Here is a 22,948-nt window from a genome sequence, read left to right on the forward strand (position 1 = left end):
GAATCTCCTAACTAATACCCAATGTAATATAACTCTCTATGACTTTTTCTATGTCCCGCAACAGTATAATGATGCGCACTGAAAAACCGTCATATTGTGAAACCGGCTCACAGCCATCACATAGTTAATGATGCCGCGTATGCTTACCGACTCTCATTCATCTGTCGGGCCAGTTTGGGAAATATTACACAAGGCCACAAATTTTTTTGTGAACTGTGGCTAAGCAGTACTCAATCGAGCAGCTCCATGCCATCAATTTCTATCCAAACTTTGTGCAGGCGCTTGGCGGAGATCGGCATCAGAGTCTTCAACGTCTGTGCAAACAGGCTCACACGGAATTCCTCAAGCATCCAGCGATACTCTACCAGCGCAGGCTCTGATGCCAGCTCTCTCCTCGAAAACTTCTCAATCTGATTATCGAAAGACTCGGCAGCCTTGTGGTACTCCACTTGCAACTTGCGGTCGCGGTTTGGATCGAGGGCCGCCTTTTCCAGACGCACAGAAATCGCCTTGAGATAACGGCCATACTGGCGCAACCATTGCAGAGGAGTATCAAACAAGACACCCCGGTAGAAAAGTCCTGCCAATTGCTGCTGGATATCCCCCACCGCCATAGCGACTGCCAGGTTCTTTTGCTGTTTGATCTGCTTGCGCAGGGGAACCAATTGCCCCAGGGCTTTGACCAAAAGGTCGCCAATTTCCTGGGCCACTCCCACCAAATCACCCTCTTTCTCCAGTGCAGATAGAAACTCAGCTTCACTGCGTGGCCAGTTTTCATCTCCCCAGAAGACTTCACGCGCGGCAGCCATCAGAATATCGTCTGCCACTTCTTCGCGGCGCCCCAGATCTGCGGCGGAAAGCCCCAACTCTTTGCCACGCAACAGCTCTTTACGTAGATATTTCACCTTCTCGGGCAAGTGCAACAGAGCCAGGCGGCAGATCCCAGCACGACTCAGGCGTCGCGCTTCAGCGGGATTATCCAGCAATTTCAGGGAAACACTTTCCTTAGCTTCTACGAGCGCCGGATAGGCGCGCACCTTGAGCCCTCCCTGATCGAGGGTATGAGTTTCCGGCAGTTCACCAAAATCCCAGCTGGTAATATCATCCCGCTCGAAGCTATCGCCCGCATTTGCCAGTCCCTGCTGTACCCGGTCGCGATAGCGTGCCTGCAATAGCGAGAGATCGCGATCCTGATCCAGCAATTTTCCTGACTCATCCAACACCTGAATATTAAAGCGGTAGAAATCTTCCAAGGAATGTTCCGCAGATTCCCAGGCATCTTCAGGCAGCTTCTGAGCGGTCTGACGTTGCAGCTCCAAGGCCAGCGACTGCCATAGGGGAGTATTGTCTGCGCGCAGTCGCGGCAGGGCCTTATCCACAGCCGCCGGTACCGGTACAAAGTATTTGCGCCACTGTTTCGGCAGGGCTTTTATTAGGGCGATACATTTATCTCGTAAAATTCCAGGTACCAACCAGGAGAGTCGAGCAGCAGGCACCTGATGTAACGCCCCAACGGGCACCTGGATACTGACGCCATCATCTACACTGCCGGGCTCGAAGTGATAACGGAGTGGGTAAACAATACCCCCAGCCTGCAGTTCGTTAGGGAATTGCGCCTCACCCACGTGATCAGCACTCTGCTGCATCAACAACTCACGGGGGACAAACAGCAACCGCGGATCACTGGTTTCAGCTTTCTTGCGCCAATGCTCAAACCCGGCCAGGTTGACGACATCTGCGGGAACTAGCTCATCGAAAAAGCGATAAACCACTTCATCGTCCACCAAAATATCTCGGCGACGGGACTTGGCTTCCAACTCTTCCAGGGATTTCAACAGGCCAGTGTAGTGCTTATAAAAACGACCCTTGCCACGATAACGCTGTTCCACTAATGCTTGGCGAATAAATACTTCCCGGGCGATTTGCGGGTCCAACTTGCCATAGGGAATACGGCGTTTTTCTACCAGTACCAAGCCGTACAGAGAGACTTTTTCAAAAGCCATTACTTGCCCAGAGCGGACATCGTAGTGGGGCTCAAAATAATTGCGTTTTACCAGGTGCTTAGACGCAGCCAACACCCAGTCCGGTTCTATTTTCGCAACAGTGTGGGCGAACAAGCGGCTGGTTTCTAATAACTGAGCGGAAACCACCCAGCGCGGAGGTTTTTTAAATTGGCCGGAGCCGGGGAAAATATGGAAGCGACGATTACGACAACCGATAAATTCCTTATTCTCATCTCGAGCGCCAATATTACCAAGTAAACCCACGACAATGGCCCGGTGTATTGCCTCGTACTCCGCAGGTTCTTTGTTTTCTTTGACTTCGAGGTCCCGGCAAGCCACACGCAATTGGTGGTGAATATCTCTCCACTCACGCATACGCAGCCAGGATAAGAAGTTTTTCTGGCACCATTTGCGCAGCTGGTTTTGGCTCAGTTCCTGGCGCTGAGTCTCGAAGGCATCCCATAGCTGCACAAAGGATAGAAAATCCGATTGCTCATGCTGCCACTGTCGGTGCTTTTCATCCGCCGCTTGGCGCTTTTCCGCCGGACGTTCGCGCGGGTCCTGCACGGCCAGGGCAGCGACAATAATTAATAATTCGCGCGCACTGCCATTGTCCGCACCGGACAGCAACATTCGACTCAATCGTGGGTCCAGCGGCAAACGTGAAAGTGCGCGGCCCAGTTTGGTTACTCTGCCCTGGTCATCGACTGCTTGTAATTCCTGCAACAATTTATAGCCGTCATTGATTAGGCGCGGATCGGGCGGATCGACAAAGGGAAACTCACGGATATCGCCGATACGCAGCTGCAACATTTGCAGGATTACCGCTGCCAGGTTGGTGCGCAGAATTTCCGCATCGGTAAATTCTGCGCGCTGTGCAAAGTCCCGCTCTTCGTACAAGCGCACACAGACACCGGCACTGACACGACCACAGCGGCCAGCGCGCTGGTTGGCACTGGCCTGTGAAACCGGCTCTATGGGCAATCGTTGGATTTTACTGCGATAGCTGTAACGGCTGACACGCGCAGTACCCGGGTCAATCACATAGCGAATACCCGGCACCGTAATGGAGGTCTCCGCCACATTGGTGGCCAGCACAATACGGCGACCTTTATGGCCGTGAAAGACCTTAGCCTGTTCTGCCAAACTTAACCGTGCATATAAGGGCAGTATCTCTAACTGAGCTATCTGCGCATCCCGCAAAGCCTTGGCACACTCGCGGATTTCCCGTTCACCACTCATAAATACCAGGATGTCCCCGCCGCGCCGGCTGCTGGACTTTTCCTCATGCAGTAACTCTTCAACTGCTGCGACAACCTGCTCGTTGAGGTCGGCATCGCTATTTGCCGTCGGGCGATAGTGAATTTCCACCGGGTAGGTGCGACCGGATACTTCGATAATCGGTGCGTCATCAAAGTGCTGAGAGAATTTTTCTAGATCAATCGTAGCTGAGGTAATAATCAGTTTTAAATCTGGGCGCTTGGGCAGAATGGTTTTTAAATAGCCCAGTAGAAAATCAATATTGAGGCTGCGTTCATGGGCCTCGTCAATAATCAACGTATCGTATTTATTCAATAGAGGATCGCGCTGAATTTCAGCCAGCAGAATACCATCAGTCATCAATTTGACATGAGTGTGCTCGGTGCTGTGGTCGGTGAAACGAACCTGGTAACCGACTGATTCCCCCAAAGGTTGCTGCAATTCTTCAGCAATTCGATTGGCCACTGTGCGCGCGGCGATTCTACGTGGCTGTGTATGCCCAATCTGGCCATAAATACCCCGCCCCAGGGACAAGCAGATTTTGGGTAACTGGGTGGTTTTACCGGAGCCGGTTTCACCAGCGATAACAACAACCTGATGCTTTTCGATCAGCTCGGCGATTTCCTCACGCCGCGCCACTACAGGTAACGACTCCGGCCACTGCACTTCGGGCAATTTGCCCCGGCGCTCTTCTGCCAGAGACTGGGAAACCTGCAGCTGCTGCTCCAGCTGGGCCAACATACGATCGACCGGCTTGCCCTCTTTCTGGCGCCGGCGCACATTTTTAACCGTTCGATACAGCTGGAAGCGGTCCTGCCCCATACAGCCGGAGATTCGGGCCTGTAAAGCGCCCAGGCTTTTATCTGCTTCGGTGTGACTCATAATTCATACAGAATTGGTAAACGTGAGATTATACCCGCACTTTGCTAAGGGGCAGAAAATCCCTTGGTGGCGCTCAACTATACTGGTCCAGATAGTGATTTTTTTCACAGGCGCACTGCTTTTGGTGGCAGTGCTGCGCCTTAGGGTCACACCTTGCGAGCAGTACTATGCAAGAGATCAAGCCCAAGCCCCCCGCCAGCGCCGGACAGCTGTTTGGCCACCCCAAAGGGTTGTTTCTGCTGTTTGGCACCGAGATGTGGGAACGTCTCAGCTACTACGGCATGCGCGGTATTTTTGTCTTTTACCTGACTTCCACAGCCACTGCCGCAGTCTTTGGCTGGGAACAGCTCACCGATACTGAATTGCAGTCCAAAGCCCTTAGTTATCTGGGCTGGTATGCCATGTTGGTGTACCTGACCCCCATTATCGGTGGCTGGATGGCTGACAACCGCTGGGGGCAGCGCCGCTGCATCATGTTTGGCGGTACCCTGATGATGCTGGGGCAATTCTCCCTGGGTTTTCCTCATACCTGGCTACCAAACGGTAGTGAGATTTATATGCTATGGCTGGGGCTGGCCCTACTGATTATCGGCAATGGTTTCTTTAAACCGAACATCTCCACTATGGTCGGGGATCTCTACGAAGAGGGGGACCACCGCCGCGATACCGCATTTACTATTTTCTATATGGGGATCAACCTGGGCTCAATTCTCGGTTATTTGGTCGTAGGCTGGATTGGGGAAAAGGTGGACTACCAGCTCGCCTTTATTGTTGCAGGCATTGGTATGCTGCTGGGCCTGATTCTGCAAATGACTCAAGCCAAACGCTACTTGGGAGAAATAGGCGTAGAACCCTCCGCTCATCTGGAACTGAAAAATAAAAAAAATGAGGAGGAAAATAAACACCGCCCCCTCACACAGGAAGAGCGGGATCGCATTAAAGTCATTCTGGTTCTGGGTGTGTTTATCGTGGTTTTTTGGGCTGGTTTTGAGCAAGCTGCCGGGTCAATGAATCTATTTGCCAAGTACCGCACCGACCTGAATATCTTTGGATGGGAAATTCCTGCCAGCTGGCTACAAATGGTCAATCCCTTGTTTATTATTATCCTCGCACCGATTATGGCCTCTATCTGGGTAGGTATGGGAGATCGCGAGCCGAGTTCACCGGCTAAATTCAGCTTGGGGTTAGTTTTTCTCGGAATCGGTTTTCTCTCTATGTGCGGCGCGGCACTACAAATCGGCGACTCCGAGACCATTAAAGCAAGCATCTGGTGGCTGATTTTCGCCTACATTTTTCACACCATTGGTGAACTTTGCCTGTCACCTATCGGACTTTCTGTGGTGACCAAATTATCTCCCCTGCGCTATTTATCCCTGATGATGGGACTCTGGTTTGCCTTTATTGGTATCGCCAACAAAGGGGCAGCAGAGATCGGTAAATTAGTGGGGATTTCTGGACCACTCGCCACTTTCGGCGGTGTCGCACTAACTGCCATAGTGGCCGGTTTTATTCTATATTTGATTCGTGAAAAACTAGTGGATTGGATGCACGGTGCAGAAGAGGTGCATGTTACAGTGGGCGAAACCACCAGAGAAGAAATCAGTATTACTGCTGATCACGAGGGAACGCCACCCAAACACTTCAGCGGTAATAAAAAGTAGTACTTGATTAACTCTAAAATTATCTATCGGGTAGTTCGGCACAGGAGTGTGCCGCCTGTGGATAATTCCTTGCCTAAAACTCCTTAGATTAGAGCTTCTTGCAAGGAACCTTCATTGACGCCGCTATTAGCGGCCTTTGACTAAATAGGCAATCGCCCGATCCAATCCCTCAAGGGTCATCGGATACATATGGCCATCCACTAGACGCTGGGTCATGCCGATACTGGGCGTAAACTGCCAATACTCCTCATCAACCGGATTTAGCCAGATCAGATTGTGGTAAATATCGGTGATACGTTCCATCCAGGCTGCACCCGGCTCTTCATTCATATGTTCAACACTGCCGAAACGGCTGGTAATTTCGTAGGGTGCCATAGAGGCATCACCGACAAAGATTACCTTGTAGTCCTTGCCATAGGTACGCAGTACTTCCAACAGAGACGTATTCTCGCTATAGCGCCGCTGGTTGTCTTTCCACACATGTTCATAGACAAAGTTGTGAAAATAAAAATACTCCAAATGCTTAAATTCTGAGCGGCAGGCAGAGAATAACTCTTCACACACACGCACATAAGGGTCCATAGAACCGCCCACATCGAAAAAGATCAGCACTTTTATTGCGTTGTGCCGCTCTGGCACCATCTTAATATCCAACAAACCCGCATTGCGCGCAGTGGAAGAAATGGTGTTATTCAAATCCAGCTCTTCTGCTGCGCCAGTGCGGGCAAATTTACGCAACTTGCGCAGAGCCACTTGGATATTGCGGGTTCCCAGGCTGATACTGTCATCCAGATTTTTAAATTGGCGCTTCTCCCAAACCTTGGATGCCGAGCGATTACGTCCCTGCCCTCCCACCCGAATACCCCCCGGGTGATAGCCACTGTTACCAAAGGGGCTGGTGCCACCGGTACCTATCCAGCGATTGCCGCCACTGTGGCGCTTTTTCTGCTCTTCGAGACGCTTTTTGAATTCCTCCAGCAACTTTTCCAAACCACCCAGGCTTTGAACTTTGGCCTTTTCCTCTTCGCTTAATTGCTTGAGAAATTCCGCTCTGAGCCAGTCTTCCGGAATCATTTGCTCAACGATATCGTCGAGGGTTTCCAAATCTTTGAAATAGGCCTCGAAAGCGCGGTCGAACTTATCGAAATGTTTTTCATCCTTCACCAGACAGACACGAGCGAGGAAATAAAATTCCTCCAGATCTGCAAAAACCAGGCGCTGTTGTAAAGCCTCCAGCAAGGCCAACAACTCGGTGATGGATACCGGTAATTTATAGCGACGTAAATTCAGGAAAAAGCCAATCAGCATAGTAATTCGCAGTCAGCAATGGGAAAAAATGCTCAGTGGTACCGAGCGGAACATCATCAGGGGCAGAAGTTTACCCCTAATGAAAGGCAACAAGGCTTGCTCAGCGGTTGTCACGACGTGCCATAAACGCCAGGCGTTCGAGCATATGCACATCTTGCTCATTTTTCAGCAAGGCGCCATACAGCGGAGGAATAGCACTGTTGTTATCGCGATTCTTGAGTACTTCTTCCGGAATATCATCGGCCATCAGCAACTTCAACCAATCAATCAGCTCTGAGGTGGAAGGCTTCTTCTTTAAACCCGGTACTTCGCGCAACTGGAAGAAAATATCCATCGCTTCTGCGACCAGTTGCCCTTTGATTTCTGGGTAATGGACATCGACAATTTTGCGCATGGTATCGCGGTCGGGAAAGCTGATGTAATGAAAGAAGCAGCGGCGCAGGAAGGCATCCGGCAGTTCTTTTTCATTATTCGAAGTAATAATGACAATGGGGCGGTGCTTGGCCTTGATAGTTTCTCCGGTTTCGTAAACGAAGAATTCCATACGATCCAGCTCCACCAACAAGTCGTTGGGGAATTCGATATCCGCTTTGTCAATCTCATCGATCAGCAGCACCACACGCTCTTCCGCAGCAAAGGATTCCCACAGCTTGCCGCGCTTGATGTAATTGGCAATATTGTGAACCTTATCCACCCCCAACTGGGAGTCGCGCAGGCGGGATACCGCATCGTACTCGTAAAGTCCCTGCTGGGCCTTAGTGGTAGATTTGATATGCCATTGGATCAATTTCATTCCAAGGCTCTCGGCAACCTGTTCCGCGAGCAGTGTTTTGCCGGTGCCCGGTTCGCCTTTGATCAACAAAGGGCGCTGTAAGGTGACGGCTGCGTTCACCGCCATCTGCAGGTCTTCGGTAGCTACATAGCTATCGGTACCGGTAAATTTCATGCTTACTCCAATCCTGTCATCACGCTATCTTCAGATTTAGCGAATGATAATTGAACAGCGGGGCGGGTGGCGAGGCGGGAACGATCAAATTGGATGACCAGCCCGAGTAGAGACTAAATGAAGGGGGTTATCGACTATGGCTCAAGCCATCTGAGTGCTGCGGCGGTGTACTACTTGGCGCCCCTTACCGGTGATATACCAGCGAATCCCCAGGTGACTGTGGATTTTGCCCACCATTTCTAATACAAGCAGGCTGTTAAGGGCACGGGCAATAGAATTGGTCTCCATACCACTATCTTGCACCATACCACTTAGGGAGCGGAATACACACTCGCCGTCATTTAGCAGATTGAGTACCTGCAGGGCATTGTCGTCCAGCTTGCGAATTTGGTTGAAATCCAGCACCGGCCCCTGCTCCAGATCCCCTTCTATCTCATGTTCCAGCAAAGGCATCATTTCCAACTGCATAGTGCGCAGTTCCTGCTCCATATTTTCCACTCGAGCACGGGCGATACTGGCATCGCGCAGCTGGCGACGCGCAGCATTAAACACGAACATGCGGGAAGCTATAGCGGCAAGCAGACAATAACCGGTAAAAATCAAAAGCCGCGAAGGGTCGCCTTGGATTTCGATCAGTAAATCGCTTTGGGTAAACTTCAGGAAGATTGGCACCATTAAGGCACCACATAATCCCATAATCAGGCAGCGAGCAAGGCCGGCGGGATCCTCCTCCGTAAACAGCATTTGATAATAGTTCACCAGCCCACCGAGAATGCCCGATACCAGCATTACTGCAGTGAGAATCAGCAGGTGGTCGAGCATCAGGGTTCCTCAGCCTTCTGGCAACCTGCGCCATAACTATGGGCGAAAATCTACGCCAAGGGCAATTTATAAACTTTATCTGTCGTGAGTCTGGCTTACCAACAAGTAACTCACTCCACTGGGATATTCAGGAAATACAATCCATGATTTCCCAACAAGGGCTTGTTTATTGGTCTTTATCGGTACGCCGGCTCGTCTGGCCTCACGCCAAGTGCGTAAGCGGCCTAATAGATATAGCAGCTGTCACCATCCACAGAGAGGCTAGAGAAAGGAAGGAACGCCTTTGATAAGCAAGGGGAGAAAAGTGAGTGGGCCCAGTTGCGATGAGCCCTGTGATGAGGGAAGATCTGGATGAAAAATCCCGTTACTGTTCCTTGAAGTATGGGTCTTCGTCGAAACGACGGCGGCGACTGCGACGAAACTTAGATAATAGCGAAACCAGTCCCCACACAATCATCACCGCTAAAGCACCACCTGCAGCAAATACCAAATTTGCTGTCACTTCCGGTGCAGCCCCATTTTCTTCAAATAATACCTGGTAGAGATACAGGGGTAGTACGGGCATGGCTACTGACTCGGCCACCGGTATTTTTACCGGCAGCAGTAGTACACCAGCCAAGACCAATAACAAGGTGCGGCGCAGCCAGCTCCAGCGCCAATTGCGCATAAACCACCAGCCGGCAGCTAGTAAAACCAGTGTCGAGCCGGTATATACCAACCAGGCAAGTTGAAAATCTTCAGACATTTTTTATTTACTCTATGTTTCCCGCCCAGTTCAGGAACTAGTGACTATGCCTCACTAGCTCAACCGGCTTCCACCCAGGTGACGATGTGCTCCTCCATATCGTCCGGGTGAACCAGCTCCTCACTGATGACACTGCCGCGCACAGACATACCCGCTTTGTGTACAGACTGGCTATCTCCACTCACAAGCGGATGCCACTCCGGCAAAGGGTGCCCTTCGGCCAAGCGACGGTAGGCACAGGTGCTCGGAAGCCAGGTGTATTGGTCTATATCCTCTACCCGCAACTGCACACATCCAGGCACCAATTCTTTTCGCCTTGAATACTGGCTACAGCGACAGGAATCTGTATCCAGCAAACGGCAGGCGACATTGGTGTTGTAAAGCTCACCAGTTTCCTCATCTTCCAGGCTGTGCAGGCAGCAGCGCCCACAACCATCACACAGAGCTTCCCATTCAGGTTCACTCATTTGCGCTAGAGTTTTACGTCGCCAAAAAGGCAATTGTGCCATTAATCTAACTCAGCGCTGCAGTTTGCTGTTTTTCAATGCGATCGCACGCATTTCAGAATCGGCCACCGGCGGCATCTGCAAATAGTAACCTTGCACACGTACCTCTTGCAGGACTTTGTCGGCATTTGCGCGCGCCAGTTTGCGCTCTGGAGTCATTAGCATGGTAGTGACGTGCTGGGGGCTGCCAAACAACTCCAATAAATTTTTAGGTACCCGCGCAGTCCCCTCACGCTTATCGACGTACAAATACATTTCTTCTTTTTTGGGACTACGATAAATATCACACAAGACTTTCACTTCATTTCCTCTTTGCGTAAATGTCGCAGAACTTTAAGCAGGGGCCGACCAACCACTTCGGCGCGCCAACCACAGAGACGCCCCTGCAACTGGGGGTCGCGAGCAAGGACCAGGGCTTCCAACTCTTTTTTGCGAATTAGGATTTCTGCAGGCAGCTTTTCACGCTCTGCAATACTCGCGACCTCTTTACGCAGTAACTTCAGTAACTCCCCCTGTTGTCGGTTGAGCGGCTGCGGTAAACGCGTCGGTAAATCGCTGCGCTCCAGAGCGCGGGAAATCAACTGCAACAACCTATCACCGTGTTCTCGCAGGGCACGGCCCTCGAGGCCAGCCTGGCTCAAGGCGCTTTTATGCCGCGGCAACTGCTGGGCCATGGTCATACAGAGATTTTCCTTGAGCAGGTGGTTGCGCGGCATATTTCGGGTTCGCGCCTCACATTCCCGCCAAGTACAAAGGTCCTGTAACACGGCCAAATGTTTGCCGCGCAGGCGCCAGGCACCTTTCACTTTCTGGTAATAGAACTCAGGGGGTTGCGGGCTTCGCGCAGTTGCCACCAAAGTTGCGCAGTCTTCAACTAGCCAAGTTTCCCGCTGCTGCTCCTGCAACCGCTTTAGCAAGGCACCATAGAGAACCGGCAGCCAAGCCACATCGAGTGCGGCGTAGGTTTTCTGGGCATCACTGAGAGGGCGCTGCAACCAATCCGAGCGGGTCTCGCTCTTCGGCAGTTCAATACTCAATAGCTCGCGCACGGTAGCGGCGTAACCGAGGCCTGCCCCCATACCACTAATCGCCGCGGCGATCTGAGTATCAAAAATGGGCTCGGGGATCACCCCCAGCAGACGCTCCAGAGTCTCCAAATCCTCGCTGCAGCTGTGCATGATTTTTGTAACAGCCGTATCCAGCAGCAGATCACGCAACGGTTGCAGGTCTTCAATGGCGAGATTATCGATGAGGTAGCAGTGCCTGCCATCCCCAACCTGTACTAGGGCCGGCTGAGGATAAAAGGTGCGACTGCGCATAAACTCGGTATCCAGAGCCACAGCGCGCTGCTGTCGCCACTGTGCGCACAAAGCCGCCAACTGCTCGCAGGAGTCCACCCAGCGTGGAGTAGCATCTATTTCAACCATCGGTATTACTCTGCTGGGGGGAAGAAGGCGGTGCGACTATTGAAGGCGTGCGCCAGGGTACCGCCGTCGATATATTCCAGCTCACCGCCGATGGGAACGCCATGGGCGATACGACTGACAGTCACTCCCTGCGCTTTGGCGCGCTCGGCGATGTACTGGGCTGTCGCCTCCCCCTCTACTGTGGGATTGGTGGCGACAATCAACTCCTGTAATGGCTCACTGGCCAACCTGCACTCCAGCAGGTCCATTCCAAGATCTGCGGGGCCGATACCATCGATCGGAGACAAGTGACCATGCAGCACAAAGTAGCGGCCATGGTAGTTACCAGCCTGCTCAATCGCCAGCACATCGGCGGGAGTTTCAACAACACAGAGAGAGGTTTGTTCTCGGCGGCTGTTATTGCACAGGGTGCATACGGCTTCTTCGGTCAATGTACGGCACTGCTGACAACGACCGACCTTCTCCACAGCCTGCGCTAGGCTGCGCGCCAGTAATTCTGCAGCGTCGCGATCCTTTTCCAACAAGTACATCGCCATGCGCTGGGCCGACTTGGGGCCCACACTGGGCAGGCAGCGCAGCGCGCGAATCAACTCTTCGATTAAGGGACTAAACATATAAGGCTAAACAACCGGGCTCTGCCCCTTAAAATGGAAACTTGAAGCCTTCCGGCAGATTCATGCCAGAAGCGAGGTTGCCCACCTGCTGCTTTTGTAACTCCTGGGCCTTCTCCTCAGCTCGGCGCACAGCATCGTTCACTGCCGCGGCCAAAAGGTCTTCCAACATCTCTTTGTCTTCGGACAGCAGGGAAGGGTCGATTTCCACAGAGATAACATCGTGCCGGCCATTCATGGTGACCTTAACCATACCCGCGCCGGATTCACCGCACACCCGTAGCTCATTTAACTCCTGCTGTACCTTCTGCATTTTTTCCTGCATGTCGGCCTGCATTTTCTGGGCCTGTTGCATCAGATCGCCCAAACCTTTCATAGGTAACCTCTATCTCTATTATGTGTGAGCCCGGTTAGACGCCGGGTAACCAAAAACTCTATCAATCCGCCTTCGCCAGGGATTCAACAGTATCTGACACTAACTCAGCGCCCAGCTCGGACTGAAGTTCCTGAACCAGGGGGTCTGAGGTAAGGGCATCCCGCGCTGCTGCTAGGCGCGCATCGCGAGTCGCCGCAGCCAAACGTGCCGGCGTACTGCCTTGTACCTGCCCCACCTGAATCTGTGCAATAACCGGCTGCTGGAAAAAGTCTCCCAGCAAGTCCCCCAGGCGCCGCTGATGCACCTCGTCATAGAGGCTGCTAAAAGATTCGTCCAGGGTAAAGGAAAGTATATTGTCCTGGCGCCCCACTAGCTCCAGATGCTGCGCGATCGAGTGCAATATGCCGCTGACGCCCAACTGCTTATAGAGTGCCGGCCAACTACCTGGTGTGAGGGCATCAAAGCGTGCCGGCGGCGCTTCAGCAACCTGAGCAACCGCTTCCGTTCTCGTGGGGGCCTGGTTTTCTACCGCAGGGGGAGAGGCCTCGACTTCCGCTACGCGTTGGCGAAGGTCAGCTAGAACCCCCTCCCGCGAGCCAGAGGGCTGCGCGCTGGGTACCTCTAGTGGCCGCTCAACTATTGCAGTCTGGGCACCCAGTACTAACTCGCCGGCTTGTTCTGCATGGTATGGAGGCTGCTGAGGCGCGGGTTCTTCAAGTTTAGGAGGCATATCCCCTCTAGCTGGCACCGAGTTCTGAACCGGGCTTTCATTCTGCGCAGCCGCTATCGCTTCGGCATGAGGCCCTGGAGTTGGCACAGCCTCGGCACTCTCAGAGTGCTGAGGCACCACAACTTCAGACTTTTTTTCGGCGGCATTCTCCTGCTCGATAGGCGCCTGTTCTCTAAGAGCCGTCTGAGTTTGTGCACTAGCAGTTGTTTCAGGCAGTTCTGCCCTTGGAATTGTCGCTACACCCTGCGGACGGAACGCCAGCATGCGCAACAGCGCCATTTCAAAGCCGCTACGGGGATCTGGGGCCAGGGGCAGGTCACGGCGAGCATGCAGGGTCATTTGATAGTAGAGCTGTATATTCTCTGGGGCTATGCGACTGGCAAGCTGTCGTAGCCGCTCGCCATCCCCCAGGGCGTTATCTATCGACTGGGGCAAAATCTGGGCGACCGCCAGACGATGTAAGTTATCGGAGAGCTCTGCCAGGGTGGCGCCAAAGTCTGGAGCCTGTTGAGCCAGCTCAGCGACAGTAGCAAACAACGTCGCCGCATCTTCATCTGCCAAGGCATGTAGCAGTTTCCACACCAAGCCGGTATCGATACTACCGAGCATGCCGCGCACTTCGGCTTCACTGATTTTGCCACCGCCAAAAGCGATAGCCTGGTCGGTGAGACTCATACCATCGCGCATACTGCCGTCTGCCGCGCGGCCTAGCTGCCAAAGGGCGCCTTCTTCAAAAGGCACCTGTTCCTCCCCCAGTACAAAGCGCAGATGCTCGACAATCCGCTCGGGGCTCATATTCTTAAGCTTGAACTGCAAGCAGCGGGACAACACAGTTACTGGCAGCTTCTGTGGGTCTGTGGTAGCGAGCAGGAATTTTACATGGGGCGGTGGCTCCTCCAGGGTCTTCAGCAGGGCATTGAAGGAGCTGTTCGAGAGCATATGCACTTCGTCGATCAGATAGACCTTGTAGCGACCTCTGGTCGGAGCATACTGGACATTTTCCAGCAGCTCCCGGGTATCCTCCACCTTGGTGCGGGATGCCGCATCCACCTCAATCAGATCGACAAAACGGCCATCGGCTATCTCATTGCAGGCATTGCACTGTCCGCAGGGCTCAGAGCTGACACCCTCCTCACAGTTCAGGCATTTGGCCAGAATTCGGGCAATTGTGGTCTTTCCCACTCCCCGAGTACCGGCAAACAGGTAGGCGTGGTGCAGCCGGCCGTTATCCAAGGCATTGATAAGTGCCTGGAGCACGTGCTCCTGCCCCACCATCTCCTTAAAAAGACGCGGGCGCCATTTACGTGCCAGTACTTGATAGCTCATCCAGTCTCCGGTGCTCGGCACACCTCTGCCAACTTATATCTCAGCGCCTTTGGCGCGGGCGCCATTATACCGGCATAGACGACGAGGCATAGCGAATAGCAGGCTATCATTCCAAGAGATCGTTTCGCGCCACTCGTAGCCCAAGCCAACCTTGTGATATAACTGCGCCAGCTCGCACTAAGAACAAACAATTCACAACGATAAAGCGAGCCTGGGACGGGGAAAGCAGTACGCAATGAATAAAGCCAGGAAGACACTTCTGGAGAGGCTATTTGCCGAGCACGGCCAAGCCTTGGTGCGCTTTGTCGCACGTATTGTCAAAAGCCCAGACGATGCCGAGGATATTGCTCAGCATGCCTACCTGCGCCTACAAAAACTTAGCGATGAAAAGGAGTTGGAAAACCCTCGCGCCTACCTCTACCAAATCGCAAACAATCTGGCTGTTGACCAACTACGTCGAGGCAAGCTGCATGTGGAGTACCTCAACCAGCAAGTCTCATTAGAGGGGGAGACTCACGGTAACGACCATACCGATCATCAGTCCCCAGAACGGGTTCTCGCTGCACGCCAACAGTTACAGTCCATCTATGAGGCAATGGATAAACTGCCACTGAAATGCCGACAAGCCTTTCTGCTGCATAGAACTCGCGGACTCTCTTATAGTGAAATCGCCCATGAAATGAACATCTCAGTGAGCAGTGTGGAGAAATATATTCTACAGGCACTAAAGGCCTGCCGGCGCAAAGTGGATTCCTCCCCGTAAACCCGAAGCTTCCATTCAGTCTCCTCACTAATTTTTGTTGAGGGGGGCACCTTCTCAGCCGTCTCAGTGTGCATGAGTGGAGCTTAAATCCTGACAAAACCTGAAAAGTGAGGCACTTTCAGAATTATTTGCTGCTACATGAGACAGTTGCGTTGCGATTATTCTGTAGAAAGATCTTTACCTTCACCGGCATCGCAAAAGTCGGGCAGTTTTGAGTAAGATGCACTGAATTTTGAGACCAAAGTCCCACTCTTAAAGCGTTATTTAACCCTTAACTACCAGAGCAAATATGAACAGCAACCCCCAAAGTCAAACAAGCGATGAGAGCCTGGACCAGGCCTGTGCTTGGGTTGCTCGCTTACGCTCAGAGGCCATGAGTAGCGCGGAAAAGCATGAGTTCGAAGCCTGGCTGTCGGCTTCTGAAGCTCATCGCCAGGCTTTCGATGAGGTGGTCGAGCTCTGGGGCGACCTGGGTGCCCTCGCCCATATGCCAATCGATCAACTGTTCCCTGAGAGTGTACCCAGCCCCCACACCCAAAATGGAAAAGCTCAAGAAAAGAAAAGAGTACAACCTATTCATTGGGGACTACCGCAATGGTTCATCGGTGGCGGACTCGCCACCTGTGGTGTATTCCTCGCTGTCTGGGTTGGCCTGCAATGGCTAGGAAACAGCAAGACTGATCAACAAATTTATATCACCCAGCTAGGTGAGATTCGCACCATCAGCCTGCCTGATGGGTCCGAAGTAAAGCTGAATTCTAATAGTGAATTTCGCGTCAGCTTTAGCCGCAAAGAAAGACAAACGCAACTCCTTCGTGGAGAGGCCTTTTTTGACGTCGCTCGCCAAACTGCCCGCCCTTTCACCGTTGCCGCAGGCAGTGCAAGTATCCGTGTACTGGGAACCGAATTTAATGTAGAGCTGAACCCAAAGAATACCCGAGTATCGGTCACCGAAGGTAAAGTCTCTGTCAGTGAAACAGAGAAAACACCAGGCCTAACCCCCGACTCCGTTACGCTAATCAAGAACCAAAAGGTCAGCGTATCTGACCAAGGCCTCACCCAAGTCCAGCGCACCTCACCGGAAGAGGCGACAGATTGGACTCGCGGTATCCTGGTATTTGAAAGAACTCCCCTCAAAGAGGCCTTGCAAGAGCTAAACCGCTACTTAGCCACCCCTGTTGTCGCTGCACCACAAATCGAGGGGCGCCTAGTATCTGGCACTTTTGCCATATCCGACCCAGATAACACACTCGAAGCCATTACCACGGCCCTGGACCTTCAGCAGGACCGCAGTAACAACAACCTGACTATCTTGTCTCCCAAGCACAACTAGGTTATAACCGTCTCAAATGGCGGTCGTTTATTAAGCAAATAACCAACTCCCCGCCCGCAAACACAATAGATACACCCGCTCAGTTAAATTCAAACTGCTGGGCGCAATAAAAATGGGCAATTTCTTGACGGTAAAGCACTGGGTTACAGCTTTTTTAGCACTCATGCTGTCGGCAAATAGTGCAGCCGATGCACTGTGCCCAAAGCCCAGAATCGAGCTTCCGGCGAGCTCTCTGCCAGAGGCCCTCATTTCTTTGGGAAGGCAGTGCCAAGTCTCTATTCTGGTACCAACCTCCTCAGCTTCGTTATATCAACTACCTAAGCAGACACTGAATACAGGGCAAAACCAATTTGAAGCAACAATTGAACAACTACTAGAAGGCCTTCCATTTTCCTATCACCGTATAGGCCCGACCTCCTTCGCGGTGACTCCAAATAAGGAGTCACCGCCTCGATCTGAACAGCAATCCAGCAAAGCACCTGAAGAAATCACAGTTACCGGCCAAAGCCTTACCGGCAGCCATTTGCGCCATTATCAGCTAGACGGCTATGCTCCTATCGACAGACTAACCCGGGAGCAGCTTGAACTTACCGGAGCGCAAACTGTTGCCGATGTACTCAAGTTTCTCCCAGCCATTTCGGGAAATTCCACCAGCACCTCAGTCAGCCAACAGGATGACGGCACAGCCACCGTCTCTCTCCGTTACCTTCCTGCCAGCAACACACTGGTCTTGATCAACGGCCGCCGCATAATTGGAGATGGTTACAACGGAGAGGCTACTGACCTCAACACAATTCCTTTATCTTTAGTTGAGCGTGTCGAAATCCTAAAAGACGGAGCTTCTGCAGTTTATGGGTCGGATGCCATTGCTGGAGTGATCAACATTATCCTCCGCAAGGACTTCGAGGGCCTATCTATAGATAGCTACTATGGGCAATCAGGAGCTGGCGATCGCGAAACCGAATCCCACCATTTAACCTGGGGGAGACACGGCGAGCGGGGTCATATCATGCTCAACCTGGCACAATACACCCAAGGCTCAATAATGAGCCGCGACCGCAACTTATCTGAGTCTGCAGACAGCCGAAATTTTGGTGGCACAGATAAACGCTCATCAGCCACCCCCGAAGGATTTATCGCGCTTGATAACGGTGCCACTCTGACCAGCCAAACCTCCAATAATTATCGGGACTGGTCCCTAGAAGATCGCTACAACTATAACGACTACACCTCTGCCGTCACTCCACTCAAAAGTAACTCCGCTTACCTATCTGCTAATTTTGACCTTTCAGACAACCTCCTTTTATTTGCCGAGGCAATGGGGCTACACACCTCTGCAGAGTCGACCAAAGCGCCCTCCCCAGTCTTCACACGCTTCGATAACGGTGATTTGACAATAGCAGCAGATAACATTTACAACCCCTTCAACCAAACAATTACAGATGTTAGGAAGCGCATTACGGAGCTAGGTCCACGCATTCAAAAAAACCGCACAGCTACCTGGAGACTGAATACAGGAATCAAAGGGGTCTACAACCAGTGGCACTGGGAACTGAATACCTCCCTGCAAAGGGCAAAAAAATCTGAAAAGCTCAGCAACCTTATCAACCCCCTAGCGCTCTCTCAAGGCTTGAAAGGGCCTACCAGCTGCAATTCGAGTAACGCCTGCACCCCTATCAATCTCCTCGGCCCCAGCGGCAGCATCCCTCAGGAACAACTGGAGTTTATTCGAGGCACAAGCACTACTAACAGCCGTACGAGAATGGAATCTCTCACCTTTATCTCAGACGGATCCCTAGGGGAAACCAGAGCCGGAGAAATTTTAGCGGCAGCAGGGTTTGAGATTAGACATGAAACCCTGACCAGCGACTCAAATGACCTAAACGGCCTTTCCTATATTGGTGGGCACTCCCCAGGAGCGACTCGAGGCTCACGCACCATTAAAGAAACTTTCGCCGAGGTCTCAATCCCAATTCAGGAAGAAAAACTCTGGCTCGATGGGGCCGTCCGCTTATCCAGCTATAGCGACTTTGGTAATACCTACAACCCCAAGCTCGCCATACGCTGGCAGGTTTTGGAAGACTTAAATCTACGGGTCAGCTATGCCAGCGGTTTCAGGGCTCCCACTCTTACTGATATGTATCAACAGGGCTATCAAAGTCAGGAGTTTATCTTTGACCCCTGTACCAGTAAGAGCGCAAGCACTTTAACTGGCTGCCCAGGGCAATCAGACAGCGCACGAATTCAGTATCTTACTGAGTTTGGAGGCAACCCCAACCTCACACCTGAAACTTCAAAAACCCTTACAGCTAGCCTTGCCTGGACACCGGAGCATATAGAGGGGCTAAGCTCTGCAGTCGAAATTTTTAACATTCAACAGGAAGATGTCATTGGCAGCAACCCTCAGTTCCTGGTTGAGCAAAATGCCTATGCTGGGCTATTTAGTGATAGAGTACTGAGAGACGAGCAAGGTGAAATCACCAAAATTCTCGCAACAAGAATCAATCAAGGTCGCAGAACCATCCGTGGTTACGATGTTGCGCTTCGCTACGATCTACCCGAGAATGAGCTTGGGCAGTTCAAGCTAGCTATGAACATAAGCCATATGCTGAACTACCTCAACCAGGGAGCCGCAGGACTACCTGAAGAAGAACTGTCAGGCACTTTTGTAGACATCACAACTGGCGGGGCAGGCTCACTGCCAGAATTTAAAGCCAATGCTGGGATTTATTGGAGCAGCAACCAATGGAAGGCTGGCTACACTGTACATTTCGTCGGCAGCACTAAGGAAACCTACACTCACAACGATAAAATCATCACCCACGATATTGGCAGCTGGTTTAGCCATGATGTACAACTCTCCTTCAACCCTTCTAGCAGATTTCGATTCTCAATCGGTGTCAACAACCTACTTAACACTCCGCCTCCTCTCGCTGTAACAGCGACAGAAAATAATTTCGACCACCGTACTTACGACCTGACTGGAAGGTACTGGTATGGGGCTTTCTCCTTCGAACTATAACCTCCTATTGTCCGATAGCGGCAGACCAATTGAATCAATCCACACCCCTCCCAGACCTGCCAAAACAGCCATAACGAAGTATCAGCAAAAAAATGAGATTTTTTTTGAGGGAGTCTTTCTGTCACTCGTTAAGGGATATGTTGGGAGGAAAGCGGCCACTTGGGGGTAGCTGCTTTCAAAACTCGTCATTATTGACAACAGATTATAAATCCAACGATCAAGAGAGGATTGACAATGAAAAAGAACCTCCTGTCCGCAGCTGTGAAAGGAGCCATTGGCTTCACTGCTGCCGCAATTATGGTTCCGACCATGCCTGCTTTCGCTCAACAAGATGCGGAGATGGTTGAAGAAGTAGTAGTAACTGGCTCACGTATCAAACGCCAAGATCTAGAGTCTGTTACTCCACTGACTTCAATTGGCGCAGAAGAATTTCAGATTTCCGGTAACCTTAACGTAGAACAAAAGCTCGCAGAGCTTCCGCAAACTCTACCAAGCTTTGGGCCCAGCTCAAACAACCCTGGTGATGGCACCGCACGCGTTGACCTTCGAGGTCTTGGCAGCTCTCGTACAGTTGTACTTGTAAATGGTCGCCGCTATATTCCATCAACTCAAACAGGAGTTGTAGACCTTAACACCATTCCTAGCACCTTGATCAAAAGTGTAGATGTCATTACAGGCGGTGCGTCCGCGGTATATGGCTCTGATGCTCTCGCTGGGGTTGTTAACTTCCAGCTGGTAGATGATTTCGAAGGCGTCCAAATTACCAGCCTTTATGACGTCTCAGAAGATGGAGATGCTGCAAAGCGCAACATCGATTTAACCATTGGTGGAAATTTCGCTGAAGGCAAGGGTAACGCAACTGTATATGCCTCCTGGACTGACCGCGAAGAAGTTTTCGCGCGTGATCGCGGCTTCACCAACGTTACTTGGACCGAAGATGACACCGATGGAGATGGCTTTAATGATAGCCTAGTTCACGGCGGATCTAGCCGAATCCCCGGCGCCCTAGCAACAACTGCTAAGGCAAACCACCCTGATGCTAAGTCCGTGAACCTATATCAGACCTTCAATACAGATGGCACTTCTCGTGACTTTGTAAACCCTGATGACCTCTTCAACTACGCTCCTGATAATTATCTTCAATTACCACAAGAGCGCTTCCTTATCAGTGCATTTTCCCACTACGATATTTCGGATAAGGTAACCGCCTACGGCGAAGCAGCGTTTTCACATAACGAGGTACCCCAGGAGCTAGCCCCGGTACCCGCAGCACTAACCGTTGATGTAAACCCGAATACCCCCTTCTTTGATGAAGCTTTCCAACAGAGTCTGAAGGATATCAATACTGCTGCCGGCCTAGACGAAAACACCCCAGTTCCTGTATCAGTAACACGTCGCATGGTTGAAAATGGCTCTCGTCAAGCACGCGATACTCGTGATGCTTTTCGGATTCTCGCAGGCTTCCGTGGTGACATAAATGACGACTGGTCTTTTGATACCTATTACAGCTACAGTAATCTTGAATACTCTAGCTTGCTGAATAATGACGTTGCTGCATCTCGTTTTGCCCAAGCAGTCTTAGTTACCGATGATGGAAAAGCCTGTCAGGATACCTCTGGGGGCTGTGCACCTTTAAATATCTGGGGTGAAGGCAACATCAGCCAGGAGGCCCTTGATTTCATCAATGTTGGCGCAACCAATGTAACCACTATCACTCAAGAGGTGATATCTGCTAGTGTGTCCGGCGTCCTAGGCACAATTCCATCAGCAGATGAAGCTGTTGGTATCGTTTTTGGTCTGGAACATCGCGACGATGAATCTAGCTATCGCCCAGATACCTTCCTTTCCTCTGGAGATGTTCTTGGCTTTAATGCCGGTGAAGCAACAGAAGGTGGCTATACCGCAATGGAAGCCTTCACCGAGGTGAACGTACCGCTTATCTCAGGAAGACCGGGAGTTGAAAGCCTTAGCCTCTGGGGCGCATACCGTTACTCCGATTACTCAAACATAGGCGGCGTTAGTTCTTTCGCAGGTGCATTGAACTATGCACCAATTGAAATGGTTAAGTTCCGCGCAGGTTATCAAGAATCTGTTCGTGCACCCAATGTATATGAGCTTTACCAAGGTCAAGCTGCAGGGTTCCCTGGCGCCAACGACCCTTGCGCCAAAGACAACATTACACCCGACACTGACTTGGCTCTATGTAGCCAAATGGCTGGCACCCCAGCAGGCAGCTTCGAACAGCAAGATACTCAAATCGAAGGCTTGTTCGGTGGCAACACTGAGCTCAAAGAAGAAACTTCTAGCACCATTACTTTTGGTGCCGTAGTTGAACCTATGGATGGCCTTGATATCGCAATCGACTATTATGATATCGAGATTGAGGACGCAATTAGTGTTCTAGGTGGCAGCGTTAACAATGTTCTTGACCTGTGCTACAACCAGATTAAGGATATTAACTCCCCATTCTGTCAGGCTATCACTCGCAAAGACAGTGGAAATGTTGATGTTGTCCAAGTTCTTAACCAGAACATCGGCCTTATCGAAACCCGTGGAATTGACCTCAACATTAACTATGGTACTGACCTCGACTTCGGCTTCGATGGCAGCTCCTACTTGAATGTTACTTTTAACAGTTCTTATCTATTGCAGTACGATGTAACCCCAATTGCTGAGCTGCCTGACCGTAAGGATGAGTGTGCGGGGTATTTTGGCGCTACCTGTGGATCACCGAGAGGTGAGTTTAACTGGAACACTCGTGTCAGCTGGCAGAGTGGCCCTCTAACTGTTTCTGCGCTCGTACGTTACCTTGATGGCACTGACGATGACACTTTGATGTCTGTAACTGGGTCACGCACAATTCAGGTTACTGATGAGAATATTGCTGATCTGCAAAAAGCTGGAAGTGCTTTCGACAATGTTAGTGTTGGTGATGTTGTAACCAATCCTTTTGACGCAAGGAATCAGCTTGTTGCAGACTCCCTCGATGATGAGTTCTATCTAGACTTAAGCCTTGGTTACGCAGTTTCAGACAATTTTGACCTCAATTTTGGTGTTAAAAACGTACTCAATACTGAACCTACTAGGCTAGGGGATTCTGCAGAGCAGGGTAACACCTTCCCGTCCACATACGACATGTTAGGTCCCCGCTACTTTATGAGCGCTAGCTATCGCTTTGAATAATAACCCACAGGGTAATTTGTAACACTAAGAAACGGCGGGGCTGC

16 protein-coding genes are annotated in these 22,948 nt (G+C 51.4%); 5 read left to right on the forward strand and 11 right to left on the reverse strand.

Annotation, left to right across the window (positions count from 1 at the left end; all coding sequences use genetic code 11):
- Positions 1–230: 230 nt before the first annotated feature.
- A complete protein-coding gene (gene hrpA, locus ACJJIT_RS15770) occupies positions 231–4,145 on the reverse strand; it encodes an ATP-dependent RNA helicase HrpA (RefSeq protein ID WP_444899004.1) in 3,915 nt (1,304 codons plus the stop codon).
- A gap of 167 nt (positions 4,146–4,312) precedes the next feature.
- Here hrpA and ACJJIT_RS15775 point away from each other — a divergent pair, with 167 nt between their 5' ends.
- Complete coding sequence (locus tag ACJJIT_RS15775) at positions 4,313–5,806, forward strand: peptide MFS transporter (RefSeq protein WP_444899005.1); 1,494 nt, start codon at positions 4,313–4,315, stop codon at positions 5,804–5,806.
- A 126-nt stretch (positions 5,807–5,932) separates the two neighbouring features.
- Here the strand turns inward: ACJJIT_RS15775 and ACJJIT_RS15780 are convergent, their stop codons facing one another.
- From ACJJIT_RS15780 to dnaX, 10 genes are all read right to left on the reverse strand, one after another.
- Positions 5,933–7,114: a vWA domain-containing protein gene (locus tag ACJJIT_RS15780; protein ID WP_252084687.1), complete on the reverse strand. Its 1,182-nt coding sequence runs from the start codon at positions 7,112–7,114 to the stop codon at positions 5,933–5,935.
- 100 nt (positions 7,115–7,214) lie between these two features.
- Complete coding sequence (locus ACJJIT_RS15785) at positions 7,215–8,060, reverse strand: AAA family ATPase (RefSeq protein ID WP_444899006.1); 846 nt, start codon at positions 8,058–8,060, stop codon at positions 7,215–7,217.
- 141 nt (positions 8,061–8,201) lie between these two features.
- Positions 8,202–8,882: a YEATS-associated helix-containing protein gene (locus tag ACJJIT_RS15790; protein ID WP_252084685.1), complete on the reverse strand. Its 681-nt coding sequence runs from the start codon at positions 8,880–8,882 to the stop codon at positions 8,202–8,204.
- A 364-nt stretch (positions 8,883–9,246) separates the two neighbouring features.
- Positions 9,247–9,627, reverse strand: a complete 381-nt coding sequence (locus tag ACJJIT_RS15795) for a hypothetical protein (protein ID WP_252084684.1) — start codon at positions 9,625–9,627, stop codon at positions 9,247–9,249.
- Between the two features lie 59 nt (positions 9,628–9,686).
- Positions 9,687–10,136 (reverse strand): YcgN family cysteine cluster protein, encoded by a 450-nt coding sequence (locus tag ACJJIT_RS15800; RefSeq protein WP_252084683.1) that lies wholly within the window; start codon positions 10,134–10,136, stop codon positions 9,687–9,689.
- Between the two features lie 9 nt (positions 10,137–10,145).
- Entirely contained in the window at positions 10,146–10,433 is a 288-nt protein-coding gene (locus ACJJIT_RS15805; protein WP_444899007.1) for a YcgL domain-containing protein, read from the reverse strand.
- The gene (gene rnd / locus ACJJIT_RS15810) at positions 10,430–11,560 is read right to left on the reverse strand and encodes a ribonuclease D (protein WP_444899008.1); all 1,131 of its coding nucleotides are present in this window, start codon (positions 11,558–11,560) and stop codon (positions 10,430–10,432) included. Before rnd ends, ACJJIT_RS15805 begins: the two co-directional genes overlap by 4 nt.
- Positions 11,561–11,565: 5 nt before the next feature.
- Positions 11,566–12,174, reverse strand: coding sequence for a recombination mediator RecR (recR, locus tag ACJJIT_RS15815; RefSeq protein ID WP_444891255.1), 609 nt, complete (start codon positions 12,172–12,174; stop codon positions 11,566–11,568).
- A 28-nt stretch (positions 12,175–12,202) separates the two neighbouring features.
- A complete protein-coding gene (locus tag ACJJIT_RS15820) occupies positions 12,203–12,547 on the reverse strand; it encodes a YbaB/EbfC family nucleoid-associated protein (protein WP_152451685.1) in 345 nt (114 codons plus the stop codon).
- A 61-nt stretch (positions 12,548–12,608) separates the two neighbouring features.
- Positions 12,609–14,603, reverse strand: coding sequence for a DNA polymerase III subunit gamma/tau (gene dnaX / locus ACJJIT_RS15825; protein WP_444899009.1), 1,995 nt, complete (start codon positions 14,601–14,603; stop codon positions 12,609–12,611).
- A gap of 235 nt (positions 14,604–14,838) precedes the next feature.
- On the opposite strand from dnaX, the gene ACJJIT_RS15830 reads away from it, so the two are divergent.
- From ACJJIT_RS15830 to ACJJIT_RS15845, 4 genes are all read left to right on the forward strand, one after another.
- Positions 14,839–15,366: an RNA polymerase sigma factor gene (locus tag ACJJIT_RS15830; RefSeq protein ID WP_252084678.1), complete on the forward strand. Its 528-nt coding sequence runs from the start codon at positions 14,839–14,841 to the stop codon at positions 15,364–15,366.
- 289 nt (positions 15,367–15,655) lie between these two features.
- Positions 15,656–16,699, forward strand: a complete 1,044-nt coding sequence (locus ACJJIT_RS15835) for a FecR family protein (RefSeq protein ID WP_444899010.1) — start codon at positions 15,656–15,658, stop codon at positions 16,697–16,699.
- A 112-nt stretch (positions 16,700–16,811) separates the two neighbouring features.
- Positions 16,812–19,721 (forward strand): TonB-dependent receptor, encoded by a 2,910-nt coding sequence (locus ACJJIT_RS15840; protein ID WP_444899011.1) that lies wholly within the window; start codon positions 16,812–16,814, stop codon positions 19,719–19,721.
- 234 nt (positions 19,722–19,955) lie between these two features.
- Complete coding sequence (locus ACJJIT_RS15845; RefSeq protein ID WP_444899012.1) at positions 19,956–22,904, forward strand: TonB-dependent receptor domain-containing protein; 2,949 nt, start codon at positions 19,956–19,958, stop codon at positions 22,902–22,904.
- The last annotated feature ends 44 nt before the right edge of the window (positions 22,905–22,948 follow it).

This window comes from Microbulbifer mixtoriginis (SeqCode) (assembly GCF_052467515.1).